At 39.3% G+C, this 18,748-nt stretch carries 21 protein-coding genes; 5 read left to right on the top strand and 16 right to left on the bottom strand.

The annotated features are described in order from the left end of the window. Positions 1-80: 80 nt before the first annotated feature. The 9 genes from ACFJIZ_RS18250 to ACFJIZ_RS18210 form a co-directional block, all read right to left on the bottom strand. A complete protein-coding gene (locus tag ACFJIZ_RS18250; RefSeq protein ID WP_379087310.1) occupies positions 81-233 on the bottom strand; it encodes a response regulator transcription factor in 153 nt (50 codons plus the stop codon). Further along, positions 230-703 (bottom strand): response regulator transcription factor, encoded by a 474-nt coding sequence (locus ACFJIZ_RS18245; RefSeq protein ID WP_379087307.1) that lies wholly within the window; start codon positions 701-703, stop codon positions 230-232. Before ACFJIZ_RS18245 ends, ACFJIZ_RS18250 begins: the two co-directional genes overlap by 4 nt. 9 nt (positions 704-712) lie before the next feature. After that, complete coding sequence (locus tag ACFJIZ_RS18240) at positions 713-955, bottom strand: sensor histidine kinase (protein WP_379087304.1); 243 nt, start codon at positions 953-955, stop codon at positions 713-715. After that, positions 948-2,978, bottom strand: coding sequence for a tetratricopeptide repeat protein (locus ACFJIZ_RS18235; protein WP_379087301.1), 2,031 nt, complete (start codon positions 2,976-2,978; stop codon positions 948-950). The genes ACFJIZ_RS18240 and ACFJIZ_RS18235 overlap by 8 nt, the downstream gene beginning before the upstream one ends. Positions 2,979-3,052: 74 nt before the next feature. Continuing rightward, a complete protein-coding gene (locus ACFJIZ_RS18230; protein WP_379087298.1) occupies positions 3,053-3,310 on the bottom strand; it encodes a sensor histidine kinase in 258 nt (85 codons plus the stop codon). Then, the gene (locus ACFJIZ_RS18225) at positions 3,288-4,850 is read right to left on the bottom strand and encodes a tetratricopeptide repeat protein (protein ID WP_379087295.1); all 1,563 of its coding nucleotides are present in this window, start codon (positions 4,848-4,850) and stop codon (positions 3,288-3,290) included. Before ACFJIZ_RS18225 ends, ACFJIZ_RS18230 begins: the two co-directional genes overlap by 23 nt. Before the next feature lie 52 nt (positions 4,851-4,902). Next, positions 4,903-5,592 (bottom strand): hypothetical protein, encoded by a 690-nt coding sequence (locus ACFJIZ_RS18220; protein ID WP_379087292.1) that lies wholly within the window; start codon positions 5,590-5,592, stop codon positions 4,903-4,905. Positions 5,593-5,611: 19 nt separating this feature from the next. Continuing rightward, entirely contained in the window at positions 5,612-6,454 is an 843-nt protein-coding gene (locus tag ACFJIZ_RS18215; protein ID WP_379087289.1) for an isoaspartyl peptidase/L-asparaginase, read from the bottom strand. 173 nt (positions 6,455-6,627) lie between these two features. Beyond that, on the bottom strand, positions 6,628-7,500 hold the full coding sequence (locus ACFJIZ_RS18210; protein ID WP_379087286.1) for a cyanophycinase: 873 nt from the start codon (positions 7,498-7,500) through the stop codon (positions 6,628-6,630). Between the two features lie 259 nt (positions 7,501-7,759). Between ACFJIZ_RS18210 and cphA the strand changes: the two genes are divergently transcribed. Beyond that, a complete protein-coding gene (cphA, locus tag ACFJIZ_RS18205; protein WP_379087283.1) occupies positions 7,760-10,378 on the top strand; it encodes a cyanophycin synthetase in 2,619 nt (872 codons plus the stop codon). A 64-nt stretch (positions 10,379-10,442) separates the two neighbouring features. Here cphA and ACFJIZ_RS18200 read toward each other — a convergent pair whose 3' ends face one another. Further along, a complete protein-coding gene (locus ACFJIZ_RS18200) occupies positions 10,443-10,898 on the bottom strand; it encodes a PA2169 family four-helix-bundle protein (protein WP_379087280.1) in 456 nt (151 codons plus the stop codon). Positions 10,899-11,022: 124 nt separating this feature from the next. Here ACFJIZ_RS18200 and ACFJIZ_RS18195 point away from each other — a divergent pair, with 124 nt between their 5' ends. Together ACFJIZ_RS18195 and ACFJIZ_RS18190 are read left to right on the top strand one after the other, a co-directional pair. Next, positions 11,023-11,595: a Crp/Fnr family transcriptional regulator gene (locus tag ACFJIZ_RS18195; protein WP_379087277.1), complete on the top strand. Its 573-nt coding sequence runs from the start codon at positions 11,023-11,025 to the stop codon at positions 11,593-11,595. Between the two features lie 76 nt (positions 11,596-11,671). Beyond that, positions 11,672-12,118, top strand: a complete 447-nt coding sequence (locus tag ACFJIZ_RS18190; protein WP_379087274.1) for a carboxymuconolactone decarboxylase family protein — start codon at positions 11,672-11,674, stop codon at positions 12,116-12,118. A gap of 58 nt (positions 12,119-12,176) precedes the next feature. Here the strand turns inward: ACFJIZ_RS18190 and ACFJIZ_RS18185 are convergent, their stop codons facing one another. Further along, the gene (locus ACFJIZ_RS18185; protein WP_379087271.1) at positions 12,177-12,737 is read right to left on the bottom strand and encodes a DUF1543 domain-containing protein; all 561 of its coding nucleotides are present in this window, start codon (positions 12,735-12,737) and stop codon (positions 12,177-12,179) included. An 80-nt stretch (positions 12,738-12,817) separates the two neighbouring features. On the opposite strand from ACFJIZ_RS18185, the gene ACFJIZ_RS18180 reads away from it, so the two are divergent. After that, complete coding sequence (locus ACFJIZ_RS18180) at positions 12,818-13,492, top strand: hypothetical protein (protein WP_379087268.1); 675 nt, start codon at positions 12,818-12,820, stop codon at positions 13,490-13,492. 21 nt (positions 13,493-13,513) lie between these two features. On the opposite strand, the gene ACFJIZ_RS18175 is transcribed toward ACFJIZ_RS18180, so the two are convergent. Genes ACFJIZ_RS18175 through fumC form a run of 5 tightly spaced genes read right to left on the bottom strand, consistent with a single transcriptional unit; the run spans position 13,514 to position 17,174 of the window. Continuing rightward, positions 13,514-13,951: a low molecular weight protein-tyrosine-phosphatase gene (locus ACFJIZ_RS18175; protein WP_379087265.1), complete on the bottom strand. Its 438-nt coding sequence runs from the start codon at positions 13,949-13,951 to the stop codon at positions 13,514-13,516. 4 nt (positions 13,952-13,955) lie between these two features. Beyond that, the gene (locus ACFJIZ_RS18170) at positions 13,956-14,390 is read right to left on the bottom strand and encodes a hypothetical protein (protein WP_379087262.1); all 435 of its coding nucleotides are present in this window, start codon (positions 14,388-14,390) and stop codon (positions 13,956-13,958) included. Positions 14,391-14,404: 14 nt separating this feature from the next. Next, positions 14,405-15,205 (bottom strand): S1/P1 nuclease, encoded by an 801-nt coding sequence (locus tag ACFJIZ_RS18165; protein ID WP_379087260.1) that lies wholly within the window; start codon positions 15,203-15,205, stop codon positions 14,405-14,407. A 1-nt stretch (position 15,206) separates the two neighbouring features. Next, positions 15,207-15,716, bottom strand: coding sequence for a fumarate hydratase (locus tag ACFJIZ_RS18160; protein WP_379087257.1), 510 nt, complete (start codon positions 15,714-15,716; stop codon positions 15,207-15,209). A 60-nt stretch (positions 15,717-15,776) separates the two neighbouring features. Beyond that, positions 15,777-17,174 (bottom strand): class II fumarate hydratase, encoded by a 1,398-nt coding sequence (fumC, locus tag ACFJIZ_RS18155; RefSeq protein WP_379087254.1) that lies wholly within the window; start codon positions 17,172-17,174, stop codon positions 15,777-15,779. Positions 17,175-17,474: 300 nt separating this feature from the next. On the opposite strand from fumC, the gene ACFJIZ_RS18150 reads away from it, so the two are divergent. Then, positions 17,475-18,707 (top strand): serine hydrolase domain-containing protein, encoded by a 1,233-nt coding sequence (locus tag ACFJIZ_RS18150; RefSeq protein WP_379087251.1) that lies wholly within the window; start codon positions 17,475-17,477, stop codon positions 18,705-18,707. Positions 18,708-18,748: the final 41 nt, after the last annotated feature.

Below are 18,748 nucleotides of genomic sequence, written 5' to 3'. Positions count from 1 at the left end.
AAAAAACCATGCCCCTGTACAATACCAAGTTCAGGGTATATTCATCTACCCATTAGTAGGTACATGTTTAAATGATCTTATCAATCGTAGGCATATTTTAGGAGGCCTACGATACTTTGCGTACCTGTTTTTCTGAATATATTTTTACGGTGGGTCTCTACGGTACGCTCGCTGATAAACAATAGATCGGCAATTTTTTTATTGCTCAATTCTCGCTCGATCAAGCGGATCATCTTACCTCACGATTGGTAAGATGCGATTCGTCTTCGTTACCTTTAAAAGATTTCATGAGTTCTTGGGTCACCTCATCGCCAAAAAAGGTGTGCCCGCTGGCCAGTTTATCCAAGGCTTCTACCAACTCCTTCTTTCCTGTATTTTTTAGGATATAACCAGATACACCAGCATCAATCATTTCTTTGATTACCTGTCGTTCGCCATACATGGAAAGGGCCAACACTTTGATTTGAGGAAACCGCTTTTTGACATTTCTGGTCAACTCTACGCCAGACATTTCGGGCATGTTGATGTCTGTTAATAAAATATCAACTTGCCTTTCTTCCAGCATGGCCATTACCTCTTTGGGCTGGTTACAAAAACCTACCAATGCAAATCGCTCTTCGTTATTGAGTAAAGAACTTAATCCATCTACAACCAATTGATGGTCATCAATGATAAATAGGTTTATTTTAGACGCATTTTCCATCTCACTAAGCTACAAAGGAATATGGATTGCCACAAGGGTTCCCGAACCTGGGGTTGAAGAAAAATCTACCGAGCCTTTTAAATAACCTACTCTACTTTTGATGTTCTTGAGGCCAATTCCTTCAAATCTTTCTAGCGATGAGGCATCAAAACCTTTTCCATTATCTTCGATCATTGCGTTGATTCCTTCTTCATCTTTCGTAAGTTGAATATCCAAGGTATCTGCCTCTGAGTGTTTGATCACATTATTCACTGTCTCTTGGATTAACCCGATACAATACCGTTTCTATATTCTGGTCTAACCTCTGCTGTAAGCCAAATGTCTCTAAGTTGATCTTGAGTTTTCTGGCATCTATTTTACTGATGAAATCTCTAACGGCAGCTGTAAGTCCAGACTTCAATAAAACATTAGGTGCCATTTGGTGCGAGATCAAGCGAACCTCTTTGCAGCTTTCATCAACCAAACTCATGGTTTTATGGAACATTTCTGCACCATGTGGGTCTTTAAAATCAAGGCTCTCCGTCAATGCCGAGAGGTTCATCTTAACTGCCGAAAACAGCTGACCTAAACCATCGTGCAATTCGCCAGAAATCCGTTTGCGTTCATTCTCTTCTGCATTTAGAACGGCTTTGGTAGAAAGGTCTTGCTGCTTGATCACTTCGGTTTGTAGCCTTGCTTCTTGTTTGAGTTTATACTTGTTGTAAAATAGAAAACCGATCAAGAAACTAAAGATCAAGATGGCAGCAATAATGACAATGGTGATATTTCTTTTGAGCAGTTCTAATCTTTGTATTTGGTTTTCGGTATTGAGCAGTTTGATTTTTTGCTCTTTTACGGTAGCTTCAGATTTCTTCTGCTTCAGCTCTGAGCGATTTCTTTCCAATAATAGATTTTGGGTGTTGATCTGGAGGTTATTTTTGTCTAAAATAAGGTTCTTATTCATGATTTCGAGCTTGCTCTTGTTCAGTTGTAGCCCTTGGATCTGGTTCTGTGTACTTAAAAGAGTAATCTGGTTTTGTTTTTTCTCCGTTTGGTATTTGGTATTGAGCTCGTTGATCTGCTTGCCCAATTTTTCGTTCAGCAAGCTATCTTTGATCAGTCTGTATCTTTCTCTACCAAAAAATGCCTTTTTAAAATCTCCTGTTGCCGAATCTAGCGAAGACCGATTGTTATAGATTTCGGCAAATGTATTTACATCTATTTTATTATACTTTAAGGCAGATGCTTCGGCCTTGTTAAACCATTCTTCGGCCTGTTTAAACTGCCCCATTTTGGTGTAAGAAAAAGCGATGTTCTGCTCTACCAATGCCAAACCAGCAAAATTTTTCGATTCTTCTACAATTTTGATCGATTTCTCTAAAATAGGGATGGCCTCTTTATATCTTTTCTGTCTGATGTATAACGCACCAAGGTTATTGTAACAGACCTGTAGCCCACGTTTAAAATTGACTTTGGTAAATGCAGCCACACTTTGATCAATCAGATGGATTGCTTTATCGTAAGCAGATTGCTCGATGTAGATATTGGCATAATTGATATAGGCAATGCCCAAATTTAGCTGGTCATTAAAATCGATCAAGATCTTGATGGCTTTGTCGTAATACAAAATGCCTTCTTTATAGTTTTTCTGTAAGCGCAGTATATTGCCGACATTGATAAAGGTCTGTGCATTATTTCTAGGTATCTTAGACTTTTCAGTTATACTGATTGCTTCAAGATAGTAATCAATGGCCTTGCTAAGATTACCGAGATCCGTATATACGGTACCTATATTGTTCAAGTCCGCTCCGAGGGCCTCAAGGTCGTTTATACTCCTATGGATCTTTTCTGCTTTAAGAAAATAGGGCAAAGCTTCGTTCAGGTTACCCACCAACTTATAGGCAGTGCCCATGTTGTTATAATTGCCACCAATTTCACGTTTATTGTTCAACTTGGTATAATAATCATTGGAGATATTAAAGTTTTGGATAGCAATGGCCGTATGGTTTTTATAAGAATTGATATGCCCTATGCATTTATAGGCTTCGGCCAACCCTAAAGTGTATTGTTTATTGGTGGCCGCATTTTTTGCCCGCATTGCATAGTTCATGGCTTTGGCCGAATCGACCTTTGAATAAATCCATGCCAGATCATTCAATGCTTTGATGTAGGTTGTGTCTTTGGGTGTTTTTAAAGAGATTACTTTATTCAAGCTATCAACAACTACTTTGTTCTGAGCATTTGAAGCATAGCTGAAACCTAAACATAGAAATAAAAGCCGGTATGCAAGTTTCATAGAGATGTGTTAATCCCCAAATTTAGAGTGAAATCTGCATCGGCTATATACCCTCTATTGGGTATTTTTAATCCCTAAAAAGGAATGTATATCGCCACCAATGTACCCTCATCTGGGCGGGATGAAAAATCTACAGTTCCTTTGAGGTAGGCCACTCTGGTACGGATATTTTTTAGCCCAATGCCATCAAATTTTTCGAGCTGGGCCACATTGAAACCAGTTCCATTATCTTCAATCATCACATTGATTCCTTCTACATCTTTGGTCAGTTGGATATCCAATGCGCTGGCCTTGGCATGTTTAATTACATTATTTACCGTTTCTTGGATCACTCGATATAAAACGATTTCTATATTCGGTACTTAAACGTTCCTGTAAACCGAAGGTAGTTAGGTTCACCTTTAATTTTCGGGCATCAATCTTATCAATAAAATCCCTCACGGCACTGGTAAGACCTGCTTTCAATAAAACATTTGGGGCCATTTGATGCGAGATGGCCCTTACTTCTTTACAGCTTTCATCAACCAGATGCAAGGTCTTGCTAAACATCTTTTCATTGTGTTCGTCTTTAAAAGTAAGGTTTTCGCCAATGGCTGAGAGATTCAGCTTTACGGCCGAAAACATCTGCCCCAAACCATCATGAAGTTCTCCGGCAATGCGTTTGCGCTCATTTTCTTCAGCAGTTAAAACTGCTTTTGTGGCCAGGTCTTGTTGTGTCATTACTTCGGCCTGTAACCTGGTCTGTTGTTTCAACCGATAACGGTTATACAGCAGATATACGATAAATAAGCAGCCTAGAAAAACAACACTGATAACACCAATAATTCCATCGCGTTGGGTAAGTTTTAACTTTTGGATGGTATTTTCCTTATGCAAAAGATCTATCTTCTGCTCTTTCTTTTCTGTTTCATATTTGGTCTGCAACTCGCCAATCTGCTTGCTCTTCTCAATGTTGAAAATGGAATCCTTTACCTTTGTATATTGTTGATGCGCTTGGTAAGCAGCAGCAAAATTCTGCTCTCGCCCATAGATTTCTGCCAATAACTCGTATCCTTTCTGCAACATATCCGGATAATTGATCTCTCTGCTATAACTGATTGCTCTTTTTGCATAAGCAATGGCCAACTGATCATCTTTTTTATCTCTAAAAACTTCTGTAAGCTCAATTAAGCAAATGGCAATCCCATAATTGTCTTTCAGTTCGATACGCAAGGATAAACTTTTTTGAAGATTGGTTACTGCCAGATCATAGTTTTTCATCAGCGCATAGACATAACCGATATATTCTAAACTATAAGATTCGCCTAGCTTATCTTTTATCTTTTGATAGGCGAGCAAAGATTTTTGATATTGCACCAAGGCCTTCGCATATTTACCTTCTTCTTCATAAATCAGTCCAATATTATTACAAGCATTGGCCATCTGTTCATCATGTTTAACAACTGTTGCTTCAGCTAGCGCTCTTGTGTAATATCCAAGTGCCTTTTGTAGTTCTTTGTTCTTTTTTAAAAGCGTACCTATTTCATTGCAAACAGCGGCAATCTGCAGGTGGAGCTTCGCTTGTTCTGCAATTTGCAAAGCGCCCATGTAGATTTTGAGTGCTTCATCATGTTTTCCTTTAAAATAAGCAATATTACCACTGATCAGTTCTGCTTGGATAAAAACAGTATGGTCTTTTGTTCTTAATGCCTCTTTTTTTACCTGCTTTAAAAGTAAGATGGCCTCTTCGGGTTTAGACCTAAAAATATGCTTTGCTGAATCTAACAATTGGTTGTGTTGGGCAACAACAACCAAAGGCAAGCTGAATGATCCCAAAAAGAATAAGGGAACAATCAATAACTTGTAGGCTTGGTTTAACTTGATTTGAGGCACAGATCTAAGTTCGTTTATTATAAAGACCAATAAATACCCAGAAATACGGATTTTAACGTGTTTTGGCTTTAGGCAACTGTTTTTCGGCGATGGTAGCCCTGCTCATTTTTATCTGCTGTGCAAATTGGGTAATATTTGCATTTTTGGCCAATAGTTCTGCCCTGTTCACATCCCTGCTTGCCATTGCGTATTCTTTCTTTTTGATCTTTACTGATGCAATGCCAAGTACAGACTCGATATAGGCTGTATTGTTTTTAAGCTGTTGGGCCAAAATTCCTTGCTGGGTATAGAACCATAACGATTGGGTCAACTTATTTGCCGCCAGATAGATCCTGCCCAATTGGTTATAAGAAGCCATCTGACCAGACTTGCTTCCAATTTTGGTGTAGGTTTTTAATGCGGCATTTAGGATTACTTGTTCGGCTTCTGTGTAGTGCAAAAGCAAAAGATGTACATTGCTCATCCTCAATAATGAAGCCGCGTATCGGCTAAATTTTTTATCGCTATTGTATTCAAAGGCTGCTTTACCGAATAGGGTCAGCGCTTCATTCAAATCCCCTTTTCGTTCGTTTTTCTCCGCATCTGCGAAGTATTCGTCACCATCAGTATCTTCCATTCTAGACACGGCAATATTAATTGCAGCACTAGGTGGAACTCCTTCTTGAGGAGCTGGGTTGGCATTTTGTGCAATGGCATCCGATACCAAAAATAAGCAAACAAGTCCGAGGTAGATTTTGTTCATCTTATAAAGGTATAAAATTTTAGTTAAATACCTGTAAATTAACATCAAAAGATGCCCATACCATATAAGGGTGCGAGTCGCAATGATAGATTTCTCCTTCGTTTGTAATTCCAATTACGCCTGCAAAACCATCAAAGGGTTTAAGTTCTGCAAAAGATTTATCGCAGGCGGCCTGCAATGTAAAACCGTCGGTTACGCGTGTTACGATCTTAGCGGCAAGCGCACCACTCACAATATCCTCGCCCACACCAGTACAAGAAATCCCTGCAAAGTTGTTGGCAAAATTACCTGCAACCGTGGCCGAATCGCTTACGCGACATGGAATTTCAAAACCTTTTCCACCTGTAGAGGTCGCTGCTGCTAAATTGCCATCAGCGTCTAAAGCCACACAGCCTACAGTTCCTTTTCTGCCTTGCTGGTTTATTTTTTCCTGATATTCTGCTTGTCTTTGTGCGGTGATAGGGTTAAAATAGTCGAAGCCATTCGCTCTGGCAAATGCCAAGGCTCCTTCTCCACTCAATACCCTATCATCATAATCGAGCAGTTTTTGTGCAACCGCTATTGGGTTTTTAACATCTTCCAAGTTAATTACCCCACTAAATTTCTGTGTATGGCCATCCATTAAAGCAGCGCTGAGGCGTACTTTTCCATCACTTTGGATCTGCGAACCGATACCTGCATTGAAAAGTTCATTGTCTTCCAATAAACTCACTGCGTAAACTACAGTCTCTAAAGCGGTATGGCTAGCCAAAAATTGATGTGCTTTTTCTACAATCTCTGCCAAGGCATCTTGTTTGGCCTTTTTTGTTTCTTGATTGGTGGCCGATTCGCTGAAAAAACCACCGTGTATAATAACTTTCATTTTGATTGGGTCAAGTAATTTTTAACTGATGATTAAAATCGGTTTCATTGGTTCATTGGTTCACTAGTTCATTAGTTCAATTGGTATCATTAGTTCATTGCCAAAGCTTAAAAGTATAAAGAAACTTTATACTTCCTGACTTCTGTCTTTAGACTTCTGACTCTCAACTCAATTTACTCTGTTGGAACCGCTTTAGGGTGGTGGATTACCAGTTGATGTGTTTTTAAATCGTAGGTATCTCCATCACACATGACATGTACCACCATATTTTTGATTGAAACCGGTTGTCCCATTTCTACATCAGTTAAATTGGTATCGGCCATGTTCCTACCATCTACCAAGATCACCATTCCAGAGCCAATTGCTTCCATGGTATGCTCGTGGATGTAAAGACCCGTATCTTCTCCAAGGCCTATTCCTAAGATTCCTGGATTACTTGCTGTAGCATATAACAAACGACCAATCCTACCACGTTGTACAAAATGTGTGTCTACAATCACGTCATCAATAAAGCCTAGCCCACCCGTCATCTTCACCTCGCCTTTTAACAAGGCATCCTTACTGCTTCCTTGATAGATCATGTTTTTTGAACTCGCCGCAGCACCAGCCGAGGTTCCTGCGATTACAATGGCCGTATCCTGATATTTCTCTAATAAAATGCGATGGATCTCTGTACCTCCAAAAATAGAAGACAGGCGCAATTGGTCGCCCCCAGTAAAGATAACCACATCAGCAGATTTGATGCGTTCTACATATTCGGCCCGGTTCGCTTCTTCTCTACTTCCGATGTTCAGTACACCAACATCATGCACATCTAATTGGGCAAAAGCCTTGATGTATTCTTCGCCAACTTTTTCGGGAATCAAAGAGGCCGTTGTCATCATCTCGAACCTGGAATCATTACCATTGGCAGATTCTGTAGTGATCCTTTTTAAAATTCCACGCTCAAAAAAGTTCATGTTTTGTGGCAATCCGAACTGTGTTTCGGCAAAACTTCCAGTATTTATCGCACCGCCAATTATTATTAATTTACCTTTTGGAGCCATTCTAATCGTTTACGTTTTCGCTAATGTGCCAAATATATGGGCATTAGTCTAATTTTTAACATTATTTTTATCAATATTATACTTTTAATTAACAAATTAGGCGGTTTTGTTAATTTTTTTCACTCTAAATTATAGTCAAATTTTTAATTCTGAATTGGCAATTTTTTGAAAAAAATTTTATACTTTAATTTTTTCTTTGAGAATATTTTCTCAATGGAGTACAACGCTCCGATTACTACCACTTAAAACGAAACTTATAATGAAAATATTAGGCATACAGGTGCTAAGGGGACCAAATATCTGGTCTATCAACAGAAAAAAACTGATCCAAATGCGTCTGGATCTTGAAGAACTGGAGCAAAGACCAACCAATGTAATTGAAGGATTTAGAGCGCGGATAGAACAACTGATCCCAAGTTTATATACACACCGTTGCTCTAAAGGTGCACCAGGTGGTTTTTTGGCCCGTGTAGAAGAGGGAACGTGGATGGGACACGTAATTGAGCACATTGCCTTAGAGATACAGACCCTTGCAGGCATGGATACTGGCTTTGGCCGAACACGCCAGACCAAAACAGAGGGTATCTATAATGTTGTTTTCAGTTATCTGGAAGAGAAAGCTGGAGTTTATGCTGCAGAATCTGCTGTGCGCATTGCCGAAGCGCTGATTGAGGGTAAGGAATATGATTTGGAACATGATATCCATCGGATGCGTGAGTTGCGCGAATCGGAAAGATTAGGACCAAGTACGGGTTCTATTGTAGATGAAGCGATTTCGAGAAACATTCCATGGATCAGGCTGAACAAAAGCTCTTTGGTACAGTTAGGCTATGGGAAAAATCAGGTTCGTTTTAGAGCAACCATGACCGAAAGGACCAGTAGCATTGCCGTTGATATTGCAGGAAATAAGGACGAGACCAAACGTTTATTGAGTGATGCTGCCATACCTGTGGCCAAAGGCCTCACTGCTTCTACATTGGAAGATGTATATGATGCCATTAAAAGAGTTGGATTTCCATTGGTGTTTAAACCACTGGATGGCAACCATGGCAAGGGCGCAACAATTAATGTGAAGACAGAAGAAGAAGCCATTGCTGCTTTCCACTATGCCAAAGAATATTCGAGAAGAATCATTGTAGAAAGTTTTATCACTGGACACGACTTCAGGGTTTTGGTGATTGACCATAAAATGGTTGCAGCTGCCCTGCGTGTGCCTGCACATGTAAAAGGAGATGGAAAAAGTACCATACAGCAATTGATTGATAAAGAAAACGAAGATCCAAGACGTGGTTATGGGCATGAAAACGTATTGACCGAAATTACAGTAGACCGTGATACACTTGATCTACTGGAGAAAAAGGCTTATACTTTAGAAACCATAGCGCCAAAGGGCGAAATTGTTTACCTAAAATCAACTGCGAACTTAAGTACAGGTGGTACTTCTATTGATGTAACCGACCAAGTACACCCTCAAAATGTTTTCAACTGTGAGCGAATTTCACGTATTGTTGGCTTAGATATTTGTGGGATTGACATCATGGCCCAAAACCTAACTGAGCCTTTAACAGAAAATGGAGGTGTAATTTTAGAAGTAAATGCTGCACCAGGTTTCAGGATGCACTTGGCACCCAGCGAAGGGCTACCACGCAATGTGGCCGCTCCTGTAATTGATATGTTGTATCCACCGGGCAAATCTGCACGTATTCCGATCATTGCCGTTACGGGTACAAATGGTAAAACCACCACCACCCGTTTAATTGCGCATATTGTAAAAAACAATGGTAGCAGGGTGGGTTTTACCACTTCTGATGGGATCTATGTACAGAATACCTTGTTAATGAAAGGTGACACCACTGGCCCATTCAGTGCAGAATTTATTTTAAAGGAACCAACGGTAGAAGTTGCCGTTTTGGAAACTGCCAGAGGTGGAATTTTACGTTCTGGCCTAGGCTTTAACAAATGCGACATCGGCGTAGTTACCAATATCCAGGAAGACCATTTAGGGATTTCAGACATCCATAACCTAGACGACCTTACAAGGGTAAAATCGGTAATCATCGGGGCGGTGAAACGCGATGGTTGGGGCGTTCTGAATGCCGACAATGCCTACTGCCTAAAAATTGCAGCGAACGCCGATTGTAATATTGCCTACTTTAGTATGGACGAAAAAAATCCAGTAATCAAAGAGCATTGTAAAAAAGGGGGAATAGCGGCCATCTACGAAAACGGTTATGTAACCATTAAAAAAGGCGATTGGAAAATACGTGTTGAAAAAGCAACCCACATTCCCTTAACATTTAATGGTTCTGTTGATTTCATGATCCAAAATGTTTTGGCAGCTACGCTAACTACTTTCTTATGGGGCTACAAAACGGAAGATATCCGGATGTCTCTAGAAACTTTTATCCCTTCTGCGGCACATACACCGGGTAGGATGAACATCTTCAAGTTCAAAGAGTTTAAGGTATTGGTAGATTTTGCCCATAATCCTGATGGTTTTAACGGGATTAAAGACTACCTTAAAACAGTTGAAGCTACAGAGCATGTTGGCGTAATATCCGGTACAGGCGATAGGAGAGATGAAGATATTATAGAAACAGCCCGTATTGCTGCACAGATGTTCGACAGGGTGGTGATCTGCCAAGAAAAATACCTTCGTGGCAGAAAACAACAGGAACTGATAGACTTATTATTAACGGGCCTAAGGGAGGTGAAACCAGATATTCAGGTAGACATCAACAATAATGGCGAAGATTGCATGAAGAAACTAATCGTTAATGCCAAAGCAGGATCTTTTATTACGATCTTGAGTGACACGATTGATAATGCCATCCACAAAGCCACTTATTACCTAGACAAAGAGCTGGATAAAAAATAGTATCCAATGGCTATAAACAACAAAGCCCCGACAAAATCGGGGCTTTGTTTATGGTACAAACTGCTTAGGCTTGCAGGTCTCTCAACCTTTTGATCTCATCGTGTGATTGTCTCAACTGTGCCTTTTGTTCTGTAACCAGACTTCTAAGATCTGCAGAAAGGCCTTCTTCGGCCAATGCCATTTTGTATGCTTTTTGGGCCGCATCTTCTCCAAATTCGCAATTGCTTAAAACTGCTTTACGGTCGTGGCCTGTAAAAACGGCTTTCACATCCATCCAAGCCCTGTAGATTTTACCCGAACTTGTGGTTCCTTCTTCAATTTCTTCGCCTAAAGCCTGTACTTCTGTGGCCAATGCCATTTTCAATTTGTGGCTTTCGCCAATCATCTTCACAAATAATGATTTCAGGTCTGCATCTTCTGATTTTAATTCTTCGATTGCTTTTTCGTAACCTACCACTCTATCATTATTGATCTGGATAAGGTCGTTTAAGATTTCTGCATTTACTGTTCTTGTTTCCATGTCTTTAATAGTTTTGATGTGATAGAAGAACAGTCTAACTTTTGAAATGTTTAAATTTCCTTAGCGCATTTGGGAATGAAACCTTTACTATATTTGAATATTACAAAACATAAGCCCATTATCTATGTATCCAAATTTCATCCAACATGTAAAAAGATATGTTTCACTTAACGAGGATGAAGAACAGATCCTTTTAAAATACATCAAACCTTTAACCCTCCAAAAGAAAAGCTATCTACTGCGGGAAGGAGAGATCTGTAAAGCGAATTATTTTGTAGAAAGTGGGTGCTTGCGGATGTTTTTCATTAATGACAAGGGTACAGAACAAATCGTACAATTTGCTTTGGAAAACTGGTGGCTCGCCGATTACATGAGCTTGACCATCCAAACGAAATCCCTATTCTATATCCAGACCATTGAACCATCTGAAATTATTGCGGTCGACGCTCAAAAACAGGATGAGCTATTTAAAGAATTACCGCAAATGGAACGTTATTTTAGGATCATGATGCAAAGGGCCTACGCCGCGACACAAAGACGGTTTAAGTTTTTTCATGATTATACCAAAGAAGAAAACTATCGTGTTTTCGTATCCCTGTTTCCAGAATTTGTACAACGCATACCACAATATATGTTGGCCTCTTACCTAGGGCTTACACCAGAATACCTCAGCGAACTTAGAAAAAAACATGGTTGATTTCATTTCTTAAACTAGCTTAAGTTTTCTTCGTTCTACGTGTTTTACCTTTGTTCATCATTTTAAAACAACTGACATGAACAAGAGAATTAACATCGAAGAAATTGAGCCTGCTGGCTATAAATCAATGTTTGCCCTAGAGCAATATATAGCTACTACCAAGATTCTAAAAACACATAAAGAATTGATCAAGACGAGGGCTTCGCAGATCAATGGCTGTGCCTTTTGTATCGACATGCATACCAAAGATGCGAGAAAACATGGCGAAACAGAACAACGTATCTACCTATTGAATGCCTGGAGAGAAACCGACTTTTTTACTGAGGAAGAGAGGGTGGTTTTAGCCCTGACCGAAGAAATCACCTTGATTTCGCAGGGCGGTGTTTCTGATGAGACTTATCAAAAAGCCAAAGCCATATTTGACGACCAATACATTGCACAATTGATCATGGTAGTGGTGGCAATCAATGGCTGGAATAGAATTTCTATTGCTACGCAAAAACAACCTGCCCTAGACAAATAACATTCTGGTTGTGCTGGGTATTGATTTTCATTTTGAAGCCTCAACCCAGCGCAACCTTTTATATTTTAGACAAAGGCATATAACCCAGCACGATTTCATCTTCTGGTAACTCATCGCCTGCTGAGAACCTTAAGGCATACCTACTTTTCGTTTCGGGCGAGAGGATATCATTGATCTCGAAGATATCATCAACATCTACACCATATTTATCATCAATGTGCGAGGTTGCCCCATCAAACCAGACGTGTTTATAAAAGGCTGTTTCTTTTGCCTCTTTAATGGCTAATGCCTTTTGATCAGCTACCACTAACATCTTGTAATGAAATTCTTCAAATTCATCTCTTTTGTAGCCTCCCAAATTCATAAAAAATAAGCCATTCGAATTATTGTTGTCTGCTTCTGTTTTACTGACCACTTCTACCTTGTAGGCACCAACCTTATTTACTATGCGATAAGCATCTACATGGACTTTGCCATTGGCTTCCGGCCAAGAATCCAATATTTCTGGCAATAGCGCTTTGATGGATATGCCAATACCAAAAAATATATCGTGCTGTTCTATATTTCTTCCTTTAGGTTTAGCACCTAATAAGATCATAAATAATTGTGGTGTTTCCATTGCTTATGGTTTCAATAAGTGATAAATTTAAAGCAAAACATTTAGAGTTTATCAACGTTCTTAAAAAAGAAATCCACCTTATGCATGCACTCCAAATTCCACCTGATGGTGGCAGTCTGTATACAGAAACCAATCTGCAAAATATTTTTCCGGAGCCTTTAAATGCTTTAACTTCCTGCTTTTTTCTAGCCATTGCTATGTATTGGACTTTTAAGCTTTGGCGGAACTTCAGGACATATCCTTTCTTGAGTTATTGCCTATTGTTGTTATACATTGGCGGTATAGGTGGCACAACGTATCACGCTTTTAGACAGTGGCGTCCATTTATCATGATGGATTGGCTCCCAATCATGTTGCTTTGTGTATCAGCTGGTGTTTATTTTTTGGCGCAACTGATCAAATGGTATTATGCTTTATTGTTGGTAGTAGCCTATGCCGCATGCCAGTTCTTGTTAAGAGATCTATTGATGCAGCGCAATATCCAATTGTTTATCAATATCAATTATGCCATGATGGCCGCACTGGTCTTGCTACCTGTATTAGGCTATCTCATCTATACCAAATGGAAAGATGGAAAGTGGGTAGGATTTGCCTTGATGGCTTTTGTTGCTGCGCTTACTTTTCGTATTGCCGACAAATGGGAATGGTTAGATTCTGGGACACACTTCTTATGGCATACTTTCGGTGCAGTTGCCTGTTTTTGTATGTTCAACTACATCTATTTAACTGGGGGTAAGAAGGGGATAATAAATTAGATAATGGATTGAATATGAAAATTACTTCCAATCTTCAATTAGTTGTTTACACCTTGCTTCTACAATTTTAAATACGGGATCAAACAAGGCATTGTCATAATAAGGATCGGCAACCTCTGCGTCATCGGTCAAAAATAAACTTACCTTTTGCTTTTGTTCTTGATTAATAGCCAAACCTAGAACGTCCTTAAGGTTGTTTTTATCCATCACTAAAATATGGTCAAACTGATCAAATGAAGCTCTGGTAAAATGTCTGGCTCTTTGTGCAGAGATATCGTATCCATAGGTTTTGGCTACGGCAACACTTCGTCTATCTGGCGCTTGACCAATATGCCAATCGCCTGTTCCTGCCGATGCAATTTCCCAGTCCAACCCTTGAGCATTGACCAAATGCCGCAGTACACCCTCGGCCAAAGGCGACCGACAGATATTGCCCAAACAGACCATTAAAATTTTCAATATATTATTTTGATTTGGCTTTATAAGTATATTTTACGGTATAGGTTATTCCTTCTTTTGAAAAGGTAGAAGTTTGCTCCATTTTGTTGCCTTCAACGGTTGCCTCTCTATTGCTACCGTAGCCATTTGCTAAAATGATCTTGTCACCTTCTTTTGTCCACTTTTGCGAACTAGAGTTGGCTACCATATCACATAATGCACCATTGGAAGAAACTTGGTAAGTCCCAGTGGTTAAAAAAACATAGGTATAATTATTGGCCAAGCAACTATGAGGACCATTTATGCTTTTATAATCGGTAGTTGTTCTATTACCTACTGTCATTGCAGGCGAAACTACAGCCTTATCTAAAACCCAGCGGTATTTGGTAATGTCTTTAGCTGCATCTTTTTTACAGCTGATAAATGCGCAGATACAAAACAATAAAACCAACTTTTTCATAACCAATAATATGTTTATTTATAAATATCGTTCAAGATTTTTGCCAAACGTACACCACCTTTTAACAATTGTTCATTAACAGTACCAATCCAATCAAAATTGTATCTATAACTTAATTTGTCGTCATTTTTGATTCCTGTTGCATAAATGCTATTGCAGATTTGGTACGATTCAAAAACACAGTCTTGTAAACTTGTTTTTTGCCAGTTGACCAATTGTTGGTTAGTTGGGTGATTGATGGCTTTGGTATACTCCGTATAACTCAATTGCTGAAAATCAACCAAACCTTCGTCCCAAACCTTGTGCAGGTTAGATTTTTCGCCAAACCAGGTCAGCTGGATTTTATTTCCTCCCAAATCGTCTTTTCTAGCTGTATGCATAGGCTGGTGCATATCTCCAACCAAATGGATCAACATCCTTAAAGCTAATTTCTTTTGATCAGCCGTGCTTTTCGAGTTTTTTAAAATGGCAATCATCTCGTTTGTCTTGTTATAGATGTTTGCTCCTGGTTGACTAGATAAAAAACTATATACATCCGTTTTTGACAGATCGGCCGGAAGGTTTACATAATGCCAGTTGCTTAGGTAATTATAGCTGGTATCAGATTTGATAAAATCTGCCCAGTTGGCTGCCATAGCCATGCTTTCTGTTCCCAAAATCTGTTTAATGGCCAAACGGGCTTTGGCCTGTAGGTACTGGTCGGCTACTTCACCAACAATTCGATGTCCTAAAACACCCCATGCGCCTGCCGTAAAAGGCAGATAGGCCAATGCAAATACTATAATGATTTTCTTTAAAACTGATATCTTCTTCATATTATAATTCTTTAGGTACACAGGTAATTTTTTCTTTTAATACCAGTGCACATTCTTTGTGGTCATTTAAACTCTCTAATACCAAACGGTCGGCACTTGATGATCTGATGATAAAATTACTCAAATAGCGACCATTGCGGTAACATCCTGTTACTTTTTGTTTGTAGTTAGCCTTGGTAAACGTACCTGTCAATATCAAGGTATCACCTTTAACAACATAAGTTCCCTTGGCATGCTCCTTCCAAATCCCTTTGTTAAAACATGAATCCTCATAGTAATTCACTTTCGAATAAGTAGTTAAATCTACATAAAATGAATCACAACTTATTTTAAAGCGGTGCTGGGTATAATTCAACAATTGATCGGCATCTGCAATGCTATCTTGGTTCCAAACACCTTGTAAAAGAGCTTCTCCTTTGCCTTGTACATTTGGCAATCTGGTACAGGATACGCATAAGAACAAAAAGTTGAAAGTAAAAAGTAGAATGTAAATTCGTTTATCAAACATCATATTTCCAGTATTTATCAATTAAAGCATGTTGTTCTAAACTTTATACTTTCAACTTTTAAATTATTTTAAACTACCCACCATCTCTTCTGGGCGCACCCACTCGTCAAATTGCTCGCTGGTTAGTAAACCTAATTCAACAGCGGCTTCGCGTAAGGTTTTATTCTCTTTATGGGCTTTCTTTGCAATCTTGGCTGCATTCTCATAGCCAATATGTGGGTTCAACGCTGTCACCAACATCAACGAGTTTTCCATGTGCTGTTTAATTACAGGTTTATTTGGTTCGATACCTTCTGCACATTTATCGTTAAACGACACACAAGCATCACCGATCAAACGACCAGACTGCAAAACATTGGCTGCAATAACAGGTTTGAACACATTCAGCTCAAAATGACCATTGCTGCCACCAATACCAACCGTAACATCATTACCCATTACCTGCGCACATACCATAGTCAAAGCTTCTGGTTGTGTTGGGTTAACTTTACCCGGCATGATCGAAGACCCTGGCTCATTATCAGGGATGATGATTTCTCCAATCCCACAACGTGGGCCTGAGCTCAACATCCTGATGTCGTTCGCAATCTTCATCAAAGAAACGGCAACGCGCTTGTAAGCTCCAGATAATTCTACCATCGCATCATGTGCAGCAAGTGCCTCGAATTTATTTGGTGCAGTTACAAAAGCCAGACCTGTCAATTCAGCAATCTTTTTTGCAACCAATACATCGTATCCATTTGGTGTATTTAAACCTGTACCAACTGCAGTTCCGCCTAAAGCCAACTCACTGATCATCTGCAAAGCATTTTTAATTGCCCTTAAACCATTGTCAATCTGTTGTACATATCCAGAAAATTCTTGGCCCAAAGTTAAAGGCGTTGCATCCATAAAATGGGTACGGCCAGTTTTAACGATATCATTCCAAGACGCTGCTTTCTGCGCCAAGGTATTTCTTAATTTTTCCAATCCTGGGATGGTAATTTCTACTGCCTGTTTGTAGGCCGCAATATGCATCGCCGTTGGGTAGGTATCATTAGAAGATTGTGATTTGTTCACATCATCATTTGGGTGCAGTACTTTTTGATCATCAGCTAAACTCCCACCATTTAAAACATGGGCACGGTTGGCAATCACCTCATTCGCATTCATGTTGCTCTGTGTACCAGAACCGGTTTGCCAGATCACCAATGGAAATTCTGCATCCAGTTTACCTGCAATAACCTCGTCACAGGCATTTGCAATTAAAGTAGCTTTCTCTTTCGACAAAACACCTAATTCTGTATTTGCTAAAGCGGCTGCCTTTTTCAAATATCCAAAAGCATGTATGATTTCCTTAGGCATTGAAGCCTCTGGGCCAATTTTGAAATTATTACGTGAACGTTCGGTCTGTGCACCCCAATATTTATCTGCGGGCACCTGTACCTCGCCCATGGTATCGTGTTCTATTCTGAAACTCATGATGTTGTTGTTTTTTTGGCAAATTTAACCTTTTTGATTTTTAAAGTAGTGTATTTAGCCAAGATATTTAAATCGTTACCTGCTTGTGATTTTAAGCACCTAAAATATGGTCATGAAGATGAACATGATGCAAAATTTGAAAAGCTGATCTTTTCTAGCTTTTTATAATAGGTATTTATTTTCTGTGTTTCTTTAATCACTAAAAGTGAACCCAAAATGCCATAATGTTTAAAACTCTTTTGCGTTTGGAAAGGCAATAATTCTTATTTTGCCAGCTTTTAAACCCGTATATTTTACTAAATGAAGTTTCGTCTATTCACCCTTGCGTTTGCATTAACCATTCTATCGCTCTCATCTTGTACCAGTAAAGAAGAAAAAGCTAAAAAGGCAGAGGCCGATAAAAAAGTAAGAACCAAGGAAGACGATAAGGCAGACAGTTTGCTTATTGCCTATGACCCTCAAAAAGGGGATTCATGGATTGCCGATTTTGTACAGAACCTGCACAAAAAATCCGGGTTCAATGGCAACATGTTAGTTGCTAGAAAAGGAAAGATCTTGTACGAAAAGGCAATTGGCTGGGCCGATTACCTGCATCGCGATAGTTTAAAGATCAACTCAGAATTTGAGTTGGCATCCATTACCAAAACTTTTACCGGCGTTGCCATTATGCAATTAGTTGAGGCTGGAAAACTGAAACTAACGGATGATGTAAAAAAATTCTTCCCCAATTTTCCTTATGATGGGATAACTGTACAACTATTGTTATCGCACCGAAGTGGAATGATGAACTATGTCTATTTTATCGACGACATCTGGCGCAAGGAAAAACGCGACATGAAAAAGGGTGTTTCCAACCAAGATGTCATGAATGTAATTGCCGATAAAAAACCAAACCCTTATACCAAACCAAATAAGGTTTTTCATTATAACAATTCCAATTTTATGGTTTTAGGGGCCATTATAGAAAAAGTAACTGGGAAAACCTATGCAGAATACATGATGGAACACGTATTTAAACCTGCAGGGATGAAAAACACCCATGTTTATTCTACTACCGTTTATCCAAAAATTCCTGTTGATGTAGTGGGCCACGACCGTACCTGGCGTTATTCTGTAGTCCAGAACTTCTTAGATGGCCCAGTTGGCGATAAAGGTATTTATAGTACCCTACATGATTTGGTTCTATATGACAAATACCTAAAAAATGGCCGGTTGTTAACCAAAAGGAGTTTGGACTCTGCGTATGTTGGTCGCAATAAAGCTGTAAATGGCCACTTTAATTATGGCTATGGCTGGCGCATGTTCGATGGTAAGGGTATGGACAAAGTAGTTTACCATACGGGTTGGTGGCATGGTTTCCGTCATATCTATATCCGCGATCTAGACAAAGATATCGTGGTGATCTTCTTAGGTAATTTAACCAATGGAAGTTTAATGCACTTAGACGAATTGTTCAAGTATTTAAAGATGCCGATCATTAGAAAAGGTGCTTATACCGGTGCTGGTTCATTGCCAGGCAGCGATGAAGATTAACTAATTTTAACATAAATAAGTACTTTTTTCATTTGATAAAT

It is taken from the genome of Pedobacter sp. UC225_65, assembly GCF_042698365.1.
Lineage (GTDB): Bacteria > Bacteroidota > Bacteroidia > Sphingobacteriales > Sphingobacteriaceae > Pedobacter.
This window is presented reverse-complemented; position numbering and strand designations above follow the sequence as displayed.